The organism is Pseudohaemophilus parahaemolyticus, from assembly GCF_938021905.1.
Taxonomy (GTDB): domain Bacteria; phylum Pseudomonadota; class Gammaproteobacteria; order Enterobacterales; family Pasteurellaceae; genus Haemophilus_A; species Haemophilus_A parahaemolyticus_B.
This window is the reverse complement of record NZ_CALIFA010000087.1, coordinates 60,233-77,864: the sequence shown is the minus strand read 5'-3', so window position 1 is coordinate 77,864 and position 17,632 is coordinate 60,233. Positions and strand designations below refer to the sequence as shown.

The following is a 17,632-nucleotide window of genomic DNA, read 5'->3' as shown; positions in this document are numbered from 1 at the left end:
CTGCTCAACGGTAAGGAAATCGCTACATCCCGTCAAAGGAATCATTAGCAAGGCCAGCAAACCATATTTCATTATATTTCTTTTCATTTTTCAGCATCTTTTTTAGATTGATTAGTTATTTTTTGAGTATGGGGGGACTGTTCAGTTTTTTGTGCTAATGCACCAGCTTTAGTGCCCAATTTTATTTCTGATTTAACAGAAAGTTTTGTTTCTAGTTGGGTTACTTTCTTCGAATTTTCTTTTTTTATTTCAGAAGATTTTTCTACAGGTGCAATATTGATTTCAGATGTTATTTGGGATTTTTGTGGTTCTTTTTCTGATATTGGTTGATTAACAGAGATCGACTCATTCACTATTTCTTTATGAATAACCTCTTTTGATGGTTTAGTTTCTTTTATACCTTTAGTTTCCTCAGACAACAGATCTTTTTGAGATTTTGCACCTTCTTCGTTTTTTTCTACCGCTTGCAACGTTTTTTCTTCTGCATTCGTTGTTACAGATTGTTGTGTATCTGAAGGATTCTGTTGTAATCTTGATTCAATTGAACGATCACAAGCAACGAGCAAGGCTATCCCCACTCCGCCTAAAACTAACATTTTTTTCATTTTATATCCTTATAAATTGTAAAAAATAAAATGAGCCAAAAACGACTCATTTTATAATATTTTTTAACGCATTGTAACAAATTCTTCTGAACCCGTTGGGTGAATCGCCACGGTGTTATCAAAGTCTGCTTTGGTTGCTCCCATCTTGATTGCTACCGCAAAGCCTTGGATCATCTCATCAACCCCAAAGCCGATACCATGTAAACCGACGACTTTCTCTTCTGATCCAACACACACTAACTTCATTCGGCAAGGTTGGCGATGTTGTGTTACCGCTGTATACATTGCCGTGAATGAAGATTTATACACTTTTACATTCTCTTCACCATATTGCTTAATTGCTTGTGGTTCGGTTAAACCCACTGTACCAATTGGCGGATGGCTAAATACCACGGTTGGCACCAGGTTGTAATCTAAGTGTTCATTCGGTTTATTGTTGAATAAACGCTCAGATAAACGGCGACCCGCAGCTACTGCTACTGGCGTTAATTCAATACCACCTTCGATAATATCGCCCACAGCATAAATACCTTCTACATTGGTGTTTTGGAATTTGTCGACGATAATTTGACCTCGCTCATTTGTTTTCACGCCTGTTACTTCAAGATTGATCACATCTGTTGCAGGCTCACGACCGATTGCCCAAATAAGGCTATCTACTGTTGTTTCTCGACCATCTTTAAGTTTCAATGTGAGTGAACCATCCACATTTTTTACCACTTTCTCAGGCAGTGCGTGTGTATGTAAATGAATGCTATCTTGTTCCATCACTTGCATCAACGCTTCTAAAATATAAGGATCTTGACTACGTAATGGAGCATGTTGGCGGACAAACAAATGCGTTTCTGTTCCTAAGCTATTAAATACGCCTGCGATTTCTACCGCAATGTAACCAGCTCCTACAACCGCTACGCGTTTTGGCAGAGAATTTAATGCAAAGACACCATCTGAAGTGATACCATACTCAGCCCCTTCAATGGTAGGAATGCTTGGACGACCACCCGTAGCAATTAAGATATGATCTGCGGTGACTAATTCAGTTGAACCGTCTGCATAAGTGACTTCAATCGTTTTCGCATCTTTAAAACGTGCAAAGCCGTTTAACACGTCCACGTTATTTTTTGCTAATACATTGTTGTATGAAGTGTGAATACGACCGATATACGCTTGGCGGCTTTCTACCAATTTTGCGTAATCAAAACCTTTCACTTCTACATCAAAACCGTAATCTGGCGCATATTGATTGATTGCATCCGCAATATGAGCACCGTAGAACATCACTTTTTTCGGCACACAGCCCACGTTTACACAGGTTCCGCCTAAGTGTTTCGCTTCGATAATCGCACATTTTTTACCATAGCTTGCCGCACGGTTGATAGAAGCAATACCGCCTGAACCGCCACCGATAGCAACATAATCGTAATGTTTAGTCATTTTTTATTCCTTATTGATAAAATAAAAGCGGTCTGATTTTAACCGCTTTTTGTAAAAATGTATTGAATTATTGTGATAGGTTATCAGCCTAAATATTCTGACGAGGCACAGAGTTGGCGTAGCCGAATTGTCGCCACGCTTCATAAACGACCACCGCAACTGAGTTCGATAAATTCATACTGCGACTATCTTTACACATCGGAATACGAATTTTTTGAGCTATCGGTAGCGTGTCTAAAATCTCTTTAGGAATCCCCCTACTTTCAGGGCCGAACATCAAAAAATCGCCTAGTTCATACTGCACATCACTATGATTCGGTTCTCCTTTTGTGGTTAAAGCAAAAAGACGTTTTGGCTTCGCCGTTGCTAAGAAATCCTCAAAATTTTTATATTTTTTGATGTCTACAAACTCGTGATAATCCAAGCCTGAACGCTTTAATTTTTTATCATCCCACGTAAAACCAAGTGGTTCAATCATATGTAAGCGAAAGCCACAGTTTGCACAAAGTCGAATAATATTCCCGCTATTTTGTGGAATTTCGGGTTCATATAAAACAATATCTAACATTTTCGTCTCACTTTTTTTCGCTATTTAATTTGCGTTTCAATAATGCCGCCACCTAAGCAAACTTCGCCCAAGTAGAACACAGCGGATTGACCTGGGGTTACAGCGATTTGTGGCTCATCAAAAATCACTTTGATGGTGTTGTCATCAAGCGGTTGAATTTCACACGGAATATCCGCTTGGCGGTAGCGCGTTTTCACTGTGCAGCGTAAGTTTTCACGCAGCGGTTGCATATCTACCCACGTCAATTGTGAAGCAATTAAACCCGAAGAAAGCAAGGCGGAATTATCGTGTCCTTGTGCAACTACTAATACATTATTGATTAAATCTTTTTCCACCACATAGAACGGATCTTCGCTTAAGCCTTTCACTCCGCCAATACCTAAACCTTTGCGCTGTCCGAGGGTGTGATACATTAAGCCATCGTGGCGACCAATTACTTTACCTTCTACGGTACGGATTTCACCTGGTTGAGCAGGCAGAAAGCGGGCTAGAAAGTCTTTAAATTTGCGTTCGCCGATAAAGCAGATCCCTGTGGAATCTTTTTTCTTCGCCGTAGCTAAACCAAGATCTTCAGCAATTTTGCGCACAATCGGCTTTTCAATTTCACCCACTGGAAACAAACTTTGCCCAATCTGTTTTTTATTTAACGCATAGAGAAAGTAACTTTGGTCTTTATTTTCATCTAAACCACGTAATAATTGTGCATTGACATCGTCCCCACTACGGCGAACATAATGCCCAGTGGCAATATAATTTGCCCCTAAATCTTCAGCCGCATACTCTAAAAAGGCTTTGAATTTGATCTCTTTGTTGCACAAAATATCAGGGTTCGGCGTGCGACCTGCTTTATATTCACTTAAAAAATGCTTGAATACGTTATCCCAGTATTCCGCTGCAAAGTTAATTTTGTGCAGTTTCATCCCCAATTTATCCGCTACCGCTTGAGCATCGGCTAAATCCGCTGCTGCAGTGCAATAATCTGTGTCGTCATCCTCTTCCCAGTTTTTCATAAACAAGCCTTCGACTTGATAGCCTTGTTGTTGAAGAATAAACGCAGAAACAGAGGAATCCACCCCACCAGACATACCGATAATCACTTTTTTCTTAGCGTTTTCGGCAAGTTGTTCGGAGGTTAAGGTTGGAAAGTGTTGGTTGTAAGTGTTTGAATTTAACATAGTTCTCCCGTAACTTCGGTTAAGGCGAAGCACATTTGGTTTATTAAAGTTAAAGGACTCTACGCCCTTGCCTATATATTGTCAATACGAAAACTTTGAAGGTTAAACTTCTGCTATATGCTTTCTATTTTTGATAAAAAATGTTGCCTATTTGTTTTATATTTTCAATTAAATCTGGATTATTGATTTGATGACATCCAAATCGGTGTCTCCATATTTTTGTACTTCATCCGTTAAATAGGTGATAGATTTTTGATAGTTTTGAAAACGTTGTTTCTAACGGATATTCAGCCATACTTTAGGCTCTTTCTGCTTGTTCAACCAACCACGGACAAGGCACAAATCTATTCCCGTAAATTTGCTGGTGAACTTGAAGCTGTTTCACAATCTCTTTTGCACTCACTTTTTTCATATAGGCATAAATACCACCTCTGAATTGCGGGAAGCCAGTGCCGAGCACAGAAGCGACATTTCCTTCTTCAGGAGATTGGATTACTTTTTCGTGCAAACACCAAGCGGCTTCGTTGATCATTCGTAAAATACACCGACGGGCGATCTCTTCTGCTTCCAAGTCATTTTGTGTGATGGTTTCCATCACGTGATAGATACTTTTATCCTCTTGCAAGCGTGTGCCGTGCTTGTCATACATATAGAAGCCACGTTTGTTTTTGCAGCCTTTTCGTTCGTTGCGAATGAGTAGCTCTGCTTTAGCTGGCATTTCGAAACGTTCGCCATAAGCTTTTACTAAGGCAGGTATGGCTTTGTTTAGCACGTCTAAGCCCATTTCATCTATCATTGCAAGCGGTCCAATTTTGAAGCCGAATTCTTGTAACGAGCGGTCGATAAATTCAATCGCTTCACCATCAATCACACATTGCATCGCTTCAAGCAATAATGGCGTGAGCAAGCGGTTGATAAAATAACCTTGCGTATCAGAAACCAACAAAGGCACTTTACCTTGCTGGATCGCAAAATGGATTGCGGTGGCAATCGTGTGTTCGCACGTGCCTTCGTGGGGGATAATTTCCACCAATTGCTGTTTGGTTACAGGGCTAAAATAGTGAAAACCGATCACATTTTCTGGACGTTTTGCTACTGATGCAATCTCTTTGATCGAAAACGTGGAGGTATTTGTTGCGAAAATAGCATGTTTGTCATAGTAATTTTCGCTTTCTTGCAACATTCGTTGCTTAAGCTTGAGATCTTCATACACTGCTTCAATAATAAAATCAGTCGATTTCGCGGCAACTAAACGTTCGCCTCCTGTGATCAAATTCATTCGTTGGATCATTTCACCTTCACGCAGCTGTTTTTTTTGCACCGCTTGTCGCATTAAGTCGTAGCAAGTTCGTAGTGCTTTTTGGATTTCAGAAGGGTGAATATCCTTAATTCGTACAGGAATACGGGCATTATTGGCGGTTAAGTAAGCAATACCCGCCCCCATATAGCCAGAACCGAGAATACTCACCTGCAATACATCACGAACATTGCCACGAATGGCGTATTTATCTTTCATCGCTCGTTCGGTTTTCTTCAAGTTTACCAATACTTTTGCAGTTTCAGTGTTGAGCAGTTTAACCAATGTATCTTGTTCAAAAGTTAAACCTTGCTTGAAATGAGGCTCTTTGAGCAACTCAATCAATTCAACCACAGCAGGATAGTTACCGAACGTTTGTTGCCAGAGGCGATTTTCCAAGTGGTCAAGCAGTTTATTACGCAACGATGGCGTGCCTTCCAATTTTTTACGCCATTTGCGCAGGACATTTTTAGGTTTCTTGTAATCCGCTTTTGTGACTTGATTTTCCAACAAAAGCTGATAAGCCACTTCGAATAAGCGATTTGCAGACACAGTCATATCAACCAAACCGAGTTTGAGGGCGTGCTCCACATCCACTTTTTTGCCTGAGCTGAGCATATCCGCTGCCTGATTTAAGCCAATTAAACGCGGCAGACGCTGAGTGCCACCCGCAAATGGCAAAATGCCAGAGCGAATTTGTAGCATTGCAAATTGTGTGTAAACTTCATCGGAGGCGATGCGATAATCACAGGCTAAAGCGAGCTCCAAACCTGCTCCGAAGCAATTACCATCAATAGCCGCAACCACTGGCACTTTAAGCACATTTAGTTCGCGCATTACTAATTGCATTTCTTGCGAAAATTGTTTGAGTTGAGCTTCCGTTTTGCCTTGCAATACTGAAAGTTTAAAGCCTTGAATAAAGTTTTTGGGGCGAGTTGAAATAAATAAAATGCCTCGCACTTGTTGATAAATTGCTTTTCCAATCACGTTACGCAGTTCTTCTACGCAATTTTCTGGCAGCCAGTTTGCATCATTTTCTGGGCTTAAAATGTTTACCACTGCAATACGATTATCATCAACTTCAACTTGGAAAGTAGGACGGTTTATCTCGTTCATTTCGCTTTGTGCTTGTTCAATTTGATCTGTCATATCATCCTCACTTTCTATTCCGTTTCTAAAACCATTGCCGCACCTAAACCGCCCAAGCCACTTGAAGCCACCAGCGACGTGCCGCCACCTTTACGCTTGAGAGCGAAAAGCGATTGGATCACGGTACGAAGACTGGTGACTGCTCGTGGGTTACCAAAGGCAATCGAACCGCCCAAATGGTTGAGCTTATTGAGATCAATTTTGCCCAAACAAGCGGTGCGATTTAGCTGAGATTTTGCAAAATTGCCTGACTCAAACAAACGAATATTCATCAGCATTTGGCTTGCTGAGGTTTCGTGAATATCAATAAAATCCATATCAGCAAGCGTTAAGCCAGCACGTTCAAGGGCAATTGAGCTAGAAATCGTTGCTCCAGCAAACATATTGTGCCAAATATCATTGCCCGTAATCGCATAACTGCGAATATAGCCTAATACCTCAAGCCCCAATGCTTTGGCTCGGCTCTCATTCATCAACAACACCGCTGCTGCTCCGTCTACAGGTTGAGGAATATTCGCCTCAGTGACAGTCGCATAAGGCTTGTGCATAATCGGTGAAAAGAGTTGGTAATATTGTGGGCGAGTAGCCGCGTTGATTAAAGTATCTGCCACCACAAAATCGGTGTAAGGACGTGGGACAGATTGCATTACTTCCTCTTTAAACAAGCCCAATTTCCATGCATTTGAAGCTTTTTCATTTGAGAATCGAGCGTATTCATCCTGTTCAGCACGGCTGATATTGTAATCTTGTGCCATCTGTTCAGAGAGTTCAGCCACGGAAAGTTGTGTCGTGAAATCTTTTAAATTCACCCCATGCGGTTTGAAATCACCCCAAGAAAAATCACGAAAACGGCGAAATTTTTCATCGAGTGTTTCAGCTTTGAAAATAGATTTGAATTTATAAATTACACGAGGACTTAGGCTGATTGGAGCATTGGAAATGGAATCTGCACCACCTGCAATACCTGCAGAAATCGAACCAGACAGAATACTTCCAGCTACATTGACTATCGCTTGCAAGCCAGAAAGACAAGAGCTACTAATACTATAAGTTTGCAGTTGTGGCATATTTAATGCGAGGGCAATTTCACGTGCTGGATTTGGAATGTCTGGTTGTTGAATAACTTGCCCAAAAACGAGCTGTTCAATTTCATTACAATCAATAGCTAACCGGCTTAAAAGCTCATTAGTTACCATCGTTCCCAAACTAGTAGCATAGGCATCTTTAAAGCCTGTATCACGACGAGCAAATGGCGTTCTAAGCCCACTGACTATCGCAATACGATCTCCTTGGGCAGTTAAAAGACGTTGTTTAGGCATAGCGTTCCTGTAGATAATAAGAAATGTTAGGCTACAAAAGTAAGTATTTTAACACGGCAGTACAGGAACAGAAAGCGACCCTCTTCGCTGATATTATATTCTTATACTTTGTAGGTAACATGGGACTAAAACCATCAAGCTTTTTTGTTCAGGTCATAAACTTTTTGAATGACGGAAATAATATGCCGTTCTCAACAAGGTTTCGGCAGCTTTCGAAGTAAGATTCCACATTTATAAACAGCTAAAAGTGCATCGTTGGCGGTACGGTATTTTGCCAACGCATGACGAATCACTTTTGTTTGTTTGCTTTGGCGGTCAGGGATTGAAATAATTACCGCACTTTTGTTAAACCGTCCAACCATGCTTGATGAGCGTTTACCATTGGATTTGGCACGGTTTCTACTAAGCCCTGCAAGCGACGGGGCTACAAAGAAACGTCAGCCTGTCAGTACAAAACTTTAGGGGCTGACGTAGATTAGTAAGAGCATTAGTTTAAAGAAATCTATACAAAATAAGCTCCTTGAATTTTTTGTATTAGAAGTGACAGCCAGCAGCGGCTGATTTACTTGGTATCCGAGCCAATTCAGCGATTTTATTTAGGGCTAATCTACGTCAGCCCCTAAATTTAAAAAGTTAGCTTTTACACTGTCTATGCTACTTTCTACGCCGCTTCTCGGTGATAGAAGCGCAAACTATGTTCTTTTTGGCGGGCAGAGCTGAAGGCAGAAACTCGTTTTAAGTAGCCAATCACACGCGTGCCGTAATCAATGTCTTTCGAGCCACATTCTGGACAGCATTGTAAGGTGCGTTTGTCGATGTAAGCACAGGTGTTGCAGATGGTGATTTTCACGTTAATGCAGAAGTAGTTGCAGCCTGTTTTGGCTGCGATGTCGAACATTGTGCGGTATCCTGTTTGGGTTAAGGCTTCATCTAAATTCAAATGCAAGGCAGAGCCGCCATCAAGCCATTCGATGAATTCTTTGCCGTGCAGCAAGAATTTATCTAGAGCGTTAATTTGCTCATCTTCCACCACATAAAAGTAGGAGTTGTAGCACTCTCTCGGCACAAAGTAGCCATCGGCTTTATCCCATTTCGCATTTTTTACGCCTAAATTCTCCGCTGGCACAAATTCGGTGTTGAATTTCATGCCATAGATTTTAGCGGCTTGTTGATTTGCTTCAAAAATCACTTTTAAGCGGCTTTGCACAAACTCCGCATAGTCTGGATTATATCCCACGGTTAAGCCTTGCGATTCCGCTGCTTCCACCATTCCGTTTATGCCAATGGTAAGAAACTGCTTATCGAGCGAGATAAACCCTGCATCATAAACAGACAGCATACCTGCGGCTAAGTACTCGTCCATTAGTTTGCGATAGGCAACTTGATATTGGTGGATCTTACGCACTTCTGTCGCTAAATCCCGTCCATCTTGCACTAAACGGTTCATATTGAGCGTAATCACGTTAATCGAACCTGTCGCCACACCGCCAGCACCAAGTGAATAAGAGAAAGTGTGATCTGCAATTTCATTGCGTAAGCGACAGCAAGAGGCAAGCGAATCGGGGTTATCTGATTGATAAATAAAGAAGGCATTGCCTTGCGAGAGCTCTTCTGCCATGTGGTCGGCAAATTCGTTGTCTTTGCATTTGCCATTTTCGGTCAACATTGCTGCGGTGACCACGGGGAAAGTCAAAATCGCTTTGGTACGCTCTTGGTTAAACCATTTCATAAAGAAACGTTGTAGCTTGGCAGTGGTTGCCCAATTCGGACGTTCAAAGTCGGGGAAGACGAAATCGCCGAACATCGCCTTAAAATAGAAGCGATCGTAAATCGAAATGTTCCAGAACACGCTTTGATAACCGCGTGCCGCGGCGGGCTGGTTGATGCTATAAACCACTTGTTGAAGATGATTTTCCACCTCCAAGCGGTGTGTTTCTAAGTAATTTTCACCAAAATCTTTACGAGCAAAATAGTCGAAATAGGTCAGAAATTCGACTGTTGCAACTGCTCCAGCAAATTGCGAACTCACGGCAAACACAAAGTTAATAAATGAGCCGCAAAATGATGCTAAATGTTTCGGTGCTTGAGATTCCCCGCCCAGTTTGGTTAAGCCTTCACGCAAAAATGGGTACATCGTCACCGATACGCAATAAGGCTTAAGGCTAGTTTCATCGTGAACGTAAATCTCGTGAGCTTCGATTTGGCGAAGATACTCTGTTGCACATTCTTCTCCAAAGAGTTCTGCAATTTTCTGGCTCACTTTGGCACGGTTGAGCTGTACGAAAAAATCTTTCATTAACTCTTGTTCCATTGTTGCAATGTTTTTTTGGGTCACGTTCGCATTAGCGTCCATTTTCGAACCATCCGCGGCGTTTTTGGCTTTTTTATATTCTGTGATGAAATCTAGCTTTTGAGAAAGTTGAGTTGGGGTGAGTCGGATCATATTGTTTCCTTAATACTACATGTTTTTTAATGATGAAAACTTCGTTCCCTCCATAAACGGTGGGATATCAACGAATAAACAAACTATTCAAACACTCCCCCGTTCTTAAATCGACAAATCGTTGGTTGGTAGTGAGGCTATTTAATCCGCCACGCTCAGCAATCCAACGCCCTGTTTTGAGGTAGGTGAGTGAGGTTAAAATTCTTGGGTCAAGTTCTATTTTTTCTAAGCCTGTATAAAGACAGGTTGCCAGCCCCTCGGCTTGAGCTATTTTGAGCAATAGAATGAGTTTTTCAGGCAACCATTCACCGCCCATAAATAACACGCAGCTGATTAAGTCTTGATATTTTTTGAGCTGTTTGACAAAGTAAATCTCCGTCAAAATTTGACCGCTTCCTCGTTTCCAGCTCTCAGTACTGTGGCAACCTTTGCAACCTAAAGGGCAGCCAGTGATGAAAAATGCGAGGCTGGTTTCATTCGGCACTTCTTGCCAAACAACTTGTTGATTGCAAAATCTAATTTCTTCCATGTTAAAATTAAATCACTATATGTTGTGTCTTTAATTACCAATAACAACAATATGTAGATATACTACGATTTTTCTTTAAAAAAGAAAATCGGAAAATTTACACGAAAGGGGTTGCAAAATTTTTAGTTAAATAAAATCAAAGAGATAAACCCAGAAAATTTTTCAGGTTAATTTTGTGTTAATTTGCGTTAAAAAATGGGTAACAATGTTGCAGTTTTGGTAAGCGGTTGAATTTCTTCTATTTTTTGCAAGCATAATATTTCAGTCACTAAAATTACCACGTTTTTTCTATTGTTCGAGAGAGCAAAAAACGGGATAATAGCCACATTTTTTAGTATTGAATGTGAATTTGGGTGTGGAAAATGGTGGATTATCTTCTTCTGATTATAGGCACGGCACTCATAAACAACTTTGTCTTGGTAAAATTCCTTGGGCTTTGTCCGTTTATGGGGGTATCGAAAAAAGTCGAAACGGCAATCGGTATGGGGTTGGCAACAACGTTCGTACTGACGGTGGCATCACTTTCGGCTTATTTGACGGAGGCATTTATCCTCATTCCGCTGCAAGCCCAATTTTTACGTACACTTGTTTTCATTTTAATTATTGCGGTCATCGTGCAATTAACCGAGATGATTATCCACAAAACAAGTCCTGTACTTTATCGTCTGCTTGGGATCTATCTTCCGCTGATTACCACTAACTGTGCTGTCTTAGGTGTGGCATTGTTGAACGTAAATCTTGCCAATAACTTGGTGCAATCAGTGCTTTATGGCTTTGGTGCCGCACTTGGCTTTTCACTTGTTTTAGTGCTTTTTGCCGCACTGCGTGAACGATTAGCAGCGGCGGATGTGCCTCGTCCGTTCCAAGGGGCTTCTATCGCATTAGTCACCGCAGGCTTGATGTCGCTTGCCTTTATGGGCTTTGCAGGGTTGGTGAAAATCTAATGTTAGCCTTTTCCATTGTGACTTATATTATTATCGCCATCGTAGTTATCGCCTTGATTTTTGGGGCGATTTTGGGCTATTCCTCTGTAAAATTGAAAGTGGAAGAAGACCCAATTGTCGAGAAAATTGATGCGATTTTACCGCAAAGTCAATGTGGGCAATGTGGCTACCCAGGTTGCAAACCTTATGCGGAAGCCATTGCCAATGGCGATGCGATTACCAAATGTGTGCCAGGTGGTCAGCCTTTAGTGGTCAAAATTGCTGATCTATTGGGCGTTGATGTGCCAACTATGGATGGCGTAGAAGAACCCGAAACCAAAGTCGCGTTTATTCATGAAGATCTCTGCATTGGCTGCACTAAATGTATTCAAGCCTGCCCTGTGGATGCGATTGTGGGCAGTAACAAGGCGATGCACACTATTATTGCGGATTTCTGCACAGGCTGTGAGCTCTGTGTTGCACCTTGTCCAACCAACTGTATTGAGATGATTAAACCGAAAAAAACAGCTCGCCAATGGAACTGGCAGTTTGATCCAAATTTGGTCATTCCGATTGTGAACACCACCGAAATTCAACAGAAAAAAGTGATTGGCGGAGGAGCGGATGAGTAATCCAAATGAAGTGCTAACTCGCATTCGCCTTAATAAAGAAACGGGCAAACTTTGGCAATTTCCAGGTGGAATTCACCCGCTTGAAAACAAAAAACAGTCAAGCCAAAAGCCAATTCGTACACTCAATTTACCTAAATATTTTTATGTGCCTGTGGTACAACATTCTGGCTGGGCAGGCAATCTGATCGTCAAAGAGGGCGATTATGTCTTTAAAGGGCAAGCACTCACTCAAGGCGATCACTACCGCCAATTGCCTGTGCATGCACCGACATCGGGCAGAGTGGTAGCAATTGCCCCACACGTGGCATCACACGCTTCTGGTTTACCAGAAATAACCGTAGTGATTGAAACTGACGGCAAAGATGAGTGGATTGAACGTAAGCCAATTGACGATTTCTTGCAGATGACAAGCGGTGAAATTATCGAAAAAGTTTACCGATATGGTATTGCTGGATTAGGCGGAGCAGTGTTTCCAACAGCATCCAAACTTAGCCTTGCGGATAAACGTTGTAAGCTGTTAATTATCAACGGGGCGGAGTGTGAACCTTACATTACTTGTGATGATCGCTTGATGCAGGAGCGAGCGAATGAATTGGTCGAAGGCATCCGTATTTTGCGTTACGTGCTTCGCCCTGAAGAGGTTGTGATTGCAATTGAGGATAACAAGCCAAACGCAATCAAAGCGGTTAAAAAAGCCTTGAAAGGTGCAAATGATATGTTTGTGCGTGAAATTCCAACCAAATATCCATCTGGTGCGAGTGATCAGCTTGTGCAGGTATTAACAGGTTTGGAAATTCCACAAGGCAAACGTACCATCGAAATGGGTATTGTGATGCACAATATTGGCACGGTCTATGCAGTAAAACGTGCCATCATTGATGATGAGCCGTTAGTCGAACGCGTGGTAACCCTTACAGGCGATAAAATCCGTAATAAAGGCAACGTGTGGGCAAGACTTGGCACACCGATTATTCACTTGCTCGAGCAAGTAGATTATCAGGCTGATGTGCGTTTCCCTGTCTTTTTAGGTGGACCGATGACGGGCTTTATTTTGCCTTCGTTACAATCACCTATCACCAAAACAGCGAACTGTATTATCGCTCCAGATCATTTTGAATATGCACCACCAGAGCCTGAACGCAGCTGTATTCGTTGCTCAAGCTGTTCGGATGCTTGCCCTGTTGGTTTATTACCGCAACAGCTTTACTGGTTTGCCCGTTCAGAAGATCACGAAAAATCTAACGAATACCACTTAGAGGCTTGTATTGAGTGCGGCATCTGTGCTTACGTCTGCCCAAGCTACATTCCTCTTATTCAATATTTCCGCCAAGAAAAAGCCAAAATTGCAGAAATAGAAGAGAAAGCGAAGAAATCGGAAGAAGCAAAAGAACGTTTTGAATCCCGTGAAGCTCGCTTGCAGAAAGAGAAAGAGGCACGCACTGCTAGAATTAACCAAGCGGCTGAAAAACGCCGTGAAGAGATTGCTCAAAATCGAGGTGAAGATCCTGTGGCAGCCGTGCTAGCTCGTATTAAAGCAAAAAAAGCGGAGCCTACAGCCGAAGTTCATGTAAAAGCCAATGGCGAACCTGATAACAGCGATTTGATGGCACAACGCAAAGCTCGCCGCTTAGCGAAACAGGCAGAGACTACACAAGCGGTTGAAAAGGCGGAAGAAACTGCAAAATCTGCTGAAAATCCATCTGAGAACGCTGAGAGCTTAGATGCGAAAAAAGCGGCTATCGCTGCGGCACTAGCCCGTGCTAGAGCGAAAAAAGCGGGCCACATAGCTGAACAGCCAAAACAAGAAAGCAAGCTAGATTCAAATCAGTCTGAAGCAGATCCACGTAAAACTGCCGTAGCTGCTGCACTTGCCCGTGCTAAAGCGAAAAAAGAGGCTCAGCAACAAGTACAAGCGGTCGAAAAAACCGAAGAGGTTACAAAACCTACCGAAGAGCTTGATCCTCGCAAAGCGGCAGTCGCTGCCGCCCTTACTCGTGCCAAAGCGAAGAAAGAAGCTCAACAGGCACAAGCGGTCGAAAAAGCCGAAGAGGTTGCAAAACCTGAGGAAGAGCTTGATCCGCGCAAAGCGGCTGTCGCTGCGGCAATTGCTCGTGCGAAAGCCAAAAAAGCAGCTCAACAACAGAGTGAACAATAACCGAATAATGGAAAGAAAAGGAAGCATCAATGTTTAAAATGGTCAGCTCCCCACATACACACGGGAGTAATTTAACCGCCAAATTTATGTTATGGGTGATGGTTGCTATGTTGCCCGCCCTTGTTGTGCAATGCTATTACTTCGGCGCTGGTGTGTTAGTGCAGGTTATCATTGCAGTTAGCTTTGCCGTAGTTATTGAACTTACTGTGGCAAAACTTCGCCGAAAACGGACTACTTTCTATTTGGCGGATCTCTCTGGCATTTTAACCGCACTGATTTTAGCAATGTCTATTCCGCCTTATTCCCCTTATTGGATCGTGATGATCGGGATGATTGTTGCCTTGCTATTGGCAAAACATATTTACGGTGGGTTAGGGCAGAATTTGTTTAACCCTGCTATGGTAGCATATGCGTTGCTATTGATTTCGTTCCCTGTGCAAATGACCTCATGGAGCGTACCAAGCCAGCTATTAAGCGAGCCGCCAACGATGAACGACGCCTTTCATTTGGTTTTTACTGGCGTAACTAGCGATGGATTTAGTTTGCGTCAATTAGTTGATAGCGTAGATGGTATTACTCAAGCAACACCGCTTGATAGTGCGAAATTAGCGATGAAAGCACAAGGTTTTATTGCACCAGAACTTGCACAAAATATCAGCGATAAATTGGGCTTTAACGGCTGGTTTCAAATCAATTTGGCGTTTTTGATTGGTGGGATTTTCCTGATTGCGAAACGTATCATTCACTGGCAAATTCCAGTGGCGATGTTGACGGTATTTATGTTGTGTAGCTACACGGACAATGCGGTGAAACAACTCGCTTTTGCCGATTCGAGCAGTGCATTGTGGGAAACGTGGCAACATCTTTTTAGTGGGGCGATGATGTTTGGGGCGTTCTTTATTGCGACTGATCCCGTTTCCGCCTCCATTACTCCACGTGGAAAACTGATTTTCGGAGGCTTAATTGGCTTGTTGGTTTACCTGATTCGTTATTATGGAAATTACCCCGATGCAGTGGCATTCTCAGTGTTGCTAGCCAATATTTGCGTACCGCTGATTGACCACTATACGCAACCAAGATTGTACGGGACGAGAAAATAATGAACACCTCAAAAATTACCTTAAAATACGCTCTTTTGCTTGGGCTTATTGCGTTGCTTTGCACCGCAGTTTCAACGGGCGTTTATCTGCTTACTAAAGGGCGAATTGATGAAGTAACGGCTAATCAGCAACGAGCTTTATTACACGAGGTTGTCCCACAAGATCATTTTGATAATGATTTACTGGCAACCTGTAAAGTGGCAAATTTATCTGAGGCACCGCATTTAAACCGCATCTATATTGCAAAAAAAGAAGATAAAACAACCGCTTACGCAATACAAGGTACCGCACCTGATGGCTATTCGGGCAATATTGTGCTGTTGATGGGGATTGAGCCGAATGGCAGGGTGTTAGGTGTAAGAGCCTTGCAACACGCCGAAACACCAGGTCTAGGCGATAAAATCGAAACTCGTATTTCAGATTGGATTTTATCTTTCGCAGGTAAGGTGTTTTCACTTGAGAATGAAGCCGCTTGGGCAGTGAAAAAAGATGGTGGTCAGTTTGATCAATTCACGGGAGCGACGATTACCCCGCGAGCAGTCGTCAATAATGTGCGTGAAAATGCGAAATGGGTAATTACCGAATTGGTACAGCATCCTGAACTTGTTGAGCAGCTGAGATCGTGCAAATAGGAGGAATTATGTCAACAGAAATTGAAAATCAAATTCCTGTCACTCAAATCGAAACGGAAAACAGCCCAACACCAAGTGTCTGGAAAACGCTATTTATGGATGGCGTTTGGAAAAATAATAGTGCTTTGGTGCAATTGCTTGGGCTTTGTCCACTTTTGGCGGTGTCAAACAGCGTGACAAATGCGTTAGGGCTTGGCTTAGCAACAATGTTTGTATTGATTGCAACCAATACTACGATCTCGCTGTTTCGCAAAGTGATCCCTAATGATATTCGTATTCCGATTTATGTGATGATTATCGCCACCGTAGTAACCGCAGTGCAATTATTAATGAATGCATTTGCTTATTCGGTTTATCAATCACTAGGGATTTTTATTCCATTGATTGTAACCAACTGTATTGTGATCGGACGAGCTGAGGCTTACGCCTCAAAAAATAATGTGGCACAATCTGCCTTTGATGGCTTTGCGATGGGTTTAGGGGCAACATTAAGCCTTGTTGTGTTGGGGGCATTGCGTGAATTACTTGGACAAGGTACACTTTTTGATGGTTTAGACTTATTATTAGGAGATTGGGCGAAATCATTACGTCTAGATGTGTTACACTTAGATTCTGGTTTATTATTAGCCATTTTACCCCCTGGTGCCTTTATAGGTTTAGGGGTAATGTTAGCCATTAAAAACTTGATTGATAAAAAATAATGACTGAAATTACAGAACAGAAAGGCTACACGCATAAATTTTTGTGGCAATTTTTACTACCAAAGTACTGGAACATATGGCTCAGTGTGCTAGTGTTACTCATATTAGCGTTTGTGCCTTATCGATTACGAGATAAGCTAGCTGTTTTTGTTGGCAAAGTGGCTTACCGCTATTTGAAAAAGAAAGGCAACAAACAATTCCGTCGTTCAGATATTAACTTACGTTATTGCTTTCCCAATTGGAGTGAAGACAAGCGGTTAAAAACGATTGAAGAAATGTTTATTACCGTAGCTCAAACAATGTTAGGCATTGGCGAAATTGCAGTGCGTTCGGTGAAACATCTGCAAAAACGGAGTGAATTTATCGGGCTTGAGCACATTTATCAAGCTAAAGCGGAAGGCAAAAATATTATTCTACTTGTGCCACACACTTGGGCAATTGATGCATCTGGGATTATTCTGCATACACACGGAATGCCAATGGTTTCAATGTATAATCCACACCGAAATGCATTAGTCGATTGGCTATGGAACGCAACCCGTGAGCGTTTTGGCGGACGAATGCACACACGTCAAAATGGGATTAAGCCATTTTTAGCAGATGTCAAAAAAGGGAATATGGGCTATTTCTTGCCAGATGAAGATTTTGGTAAGGAATTAAGTGTTTATGTCGATTTCTTTGCAACGGAAAAAGCAACTTTGCCAGGGCTAAACAAAATGGCTCGTGTGGCAAATGCGGTGGTTATCCCAATGTTTTCCACCTATCAAGCGAAGAAAGGCGTGTATCAAATGGAAATTCTACCGCCGTTGGAATTTTCGGGTACGCCTGAGCAATCCGCTCGTGAAATGAACATAGTGATTGAATATTTTGTGACCAAGTCGCCAGAACAATATGTCTGGATTTTGCGTTTATTAAAAACGCGTCGTGATGGGCAAGATATTTATAAAAAAGAATAAAGAGAGTGAGAAAT

At 42.1% G+C, this 17,632-nt stretch carries 15 protein-coding genes; 7 read left to right on the top strand and 8 right to left on the bottom strand.

Annotated features, from left to right (window positions below; all coding sequences use genetic code 11):
- Nucleotides 1-83: 83 nt before the first annotated feature.
- The 8 genes from QMF79_RS10370 to nrdG all read right to left on the bottom strand — a co-directional run bounded on the left by QMF79_RS10370 (nt 84) and on the right by nrdG (nt 10,519).
- Nucleotides 84-605: a hypothetical protein gene (locus QMF79_RS10370; protein WP_281773804.1), complete on the bottom strand. Its 522-nt coding sequence runs from the start codon at nt 603-605 to the stop codon at nt 84-86.
- Nucleotides 606-668: 63 nt separating this feature from the next.
- Nucleotides 669-2,039, bottom strand: a complete 1,371-nt coding sequence (gorA, locus tag QMF79_RS10365; protein ID WP_281773803.1) for a glutathione-disulfide reductase — start codon at nt 2,037-2,039, stop codon at nt 669-671.
- Nucleotides 2,040-2,127: 88 nt separating this feature from the next.
- Entirely contained in the window at nt 2,128-2,607 is a 480-nt protein-coding gene (gene trmL / locus QMF79_RS10360; protein WP_281773802.1) for a tRNA (uridine(34)/cytosine(34)/5-carboxymethylaminomethyluridine(34)-2'-O)-methyltransferase TrmL, read from the bottom strand.
- Between the two features lie 20 nt (nt 2,608-2,627).
- Complete coding sequence (gene mnmA / locus QMF79_RS10355) at nt 2,628-3,782, bottom strand: tRNA 2-thiouridine(34) synthase MnmA (protein ID WP_281773801.1); 1,155 nt, start codon at nt 3,780-3,782, stop codon at nt 2,628-2,630.
- Between the two features lie 298 nt (nt 3,783-4,080).
- Nucleotides 4,081-6,228, bottom strand: a complete 2,148-nt coding sequence (locus tag QMF79_RS10350) for a 3-hydroxyacyl-CoA dehydrogenase NAD-binding domain-containing protein (RefSeq protein WP_425591899.1) — start codon at nt 6,226-6,228, stop codon at nt 4,081-4,083.
- Between the two features lie 14 nt (nt 6,229-6,242).
- Nucleotides 6,243-7,547, bottom strand: coding sequence for an acetyl-CoA C-acyltransferase (locus tag QMF79_RS10345; RefSeq protein WP_281773800.1), 1,305 nt, complete (start codon nt 7,545-7,547; stop codon nt 6,243-6,245).
- Between the two features lie 661 nt (nt 7,548-8,208).
- On the bottom strand, nt 8,209-9,990 hold the full coding sequence (gene nrdD / locus QMF79_RS10340; protein WP_281773799.1) for an anaerobic ribonucleoside-triphosphate reductase: 1,782 nt from the start codon (nt 9,988-9,990) through the stop codon (nt 8,209-8,211).
- A 67-nt stretch (nt 9,991-10,057) separates the two neighbouring features.
- Nucleotides 10,058-10,519 carry an anaerobic ribonucleoside-triphosphate reductase activating protein gene (gene nrdG, locus QMF79_RS10335; protein WP_111312620.1) on the bottom strand — a complete coding sequence of 154 codons (462 nt, stop codon included), beginning with the start codon at nt 10,517-10,519 and terminating at the stop codon, nt 10,058-10,060.
- A gap of 362 nt (nt 10,520-10,881) precedes the next feature.
- On the opposite strand from nrdG, the gene rsxA reads away from it, so the two are divergent.
- From rsxA to lpxM, 7 genes are read left to right on the top strand one after another with little or no spacing between them, the layout of a single operon-like run.
- Nucleotides 10,882-11,463, top strand: a complete 582-nt coding sequence (gene rsxA / locus QMF79_RS10330) for an electron transport complex subunit RsxA (protein ID WP_281773798.1) — start codon at nt 10,882-10,884, stop codon at nt 11,461-11,463.
- A complete protein-coding gene (gene rsxB / locus QMF79_RS10325) occupies nt 11,463-12,074 on the top strand; it encodes an electron transport complex subunit RsxB (protein WP_111312622.1) in 612 nt (203 codons plus the stop codon). The genes rsxA and rsxB overlap by 1 nt, the downstream gene beginning before the upstream one ends.
- The gene (gene rsxC, locus QMF79_RS10320; protein WP_281773797.1) at nt 12,067-14,229 is read left to right on the top strand and encodes an electron transport complex subunit RsxC; all 2,163 of its coding nucleotides are present in this window, start codon (nt 12,067-12,069) and stop codon (nt 14,227-14,229) included. Before rsxB ends, rsxC begins: the two co-directional genes overlap by 8 nt.
- A gap of 29 nt (nt 14,230-14,258) precedes the next feature.
- Nucleotides 14,259-15,329: an electron transport complex subunit RsxD gene (gene rsxD, locus QMF79_RS10315; RefSeq protein WP_281773796.1), complete on the top strand. Its 1,071-nt coding sequence runs from the start codon at nt 14,259-14,261 to the stop codon at nt 15,327-15,329.
- The gene (rsxG, locus tag QMF79_RS10310) at nt 15,329-15,961 is read left to right on the top strand and encodes an electron transport complex subunit RsxG (RefSeq protein WP_281773795.1); all 633 of its coding nucleotides are present in this window, start codon (nt 15,329-15,331) and stop codon (nt 15,959-15,961) included. The genes rsxD and rsxG overlap by 1 nt, the downstream gene beginning before the upstream one ends.
- Nucleotides 15,962-15,969: 8 nt before the next feature.
- The gene (locus QMF79_RS10305; RefSeq protein ID WP_040217377.1) at nt 15,970-16,662 is read left to right on the top strand and encodes an electron transport complex subunit E; all 693 of its coding nucleotides are present in this window, start codon (nt 15,970-15,972) and stop codon (nt 16,660-16,662) included.
- Entirely contained in the window at nt 16,662-17,618 is a 957-nt protein-coding gene (gene lpxM, locus QMF79_RS10300) for a lauroyl-Kdo(2)-lipid IV(A) myristoyltransferase (protein WP_281773794.1), read from the top strand. The genes QMF79_RS10305 and lpxM overlap by 1 nt, the downstream gene beginning before the upstream one ends.
- The last annotated feature ends 14 nt before the right edge of the window (nt 17,619-17,632 follow it).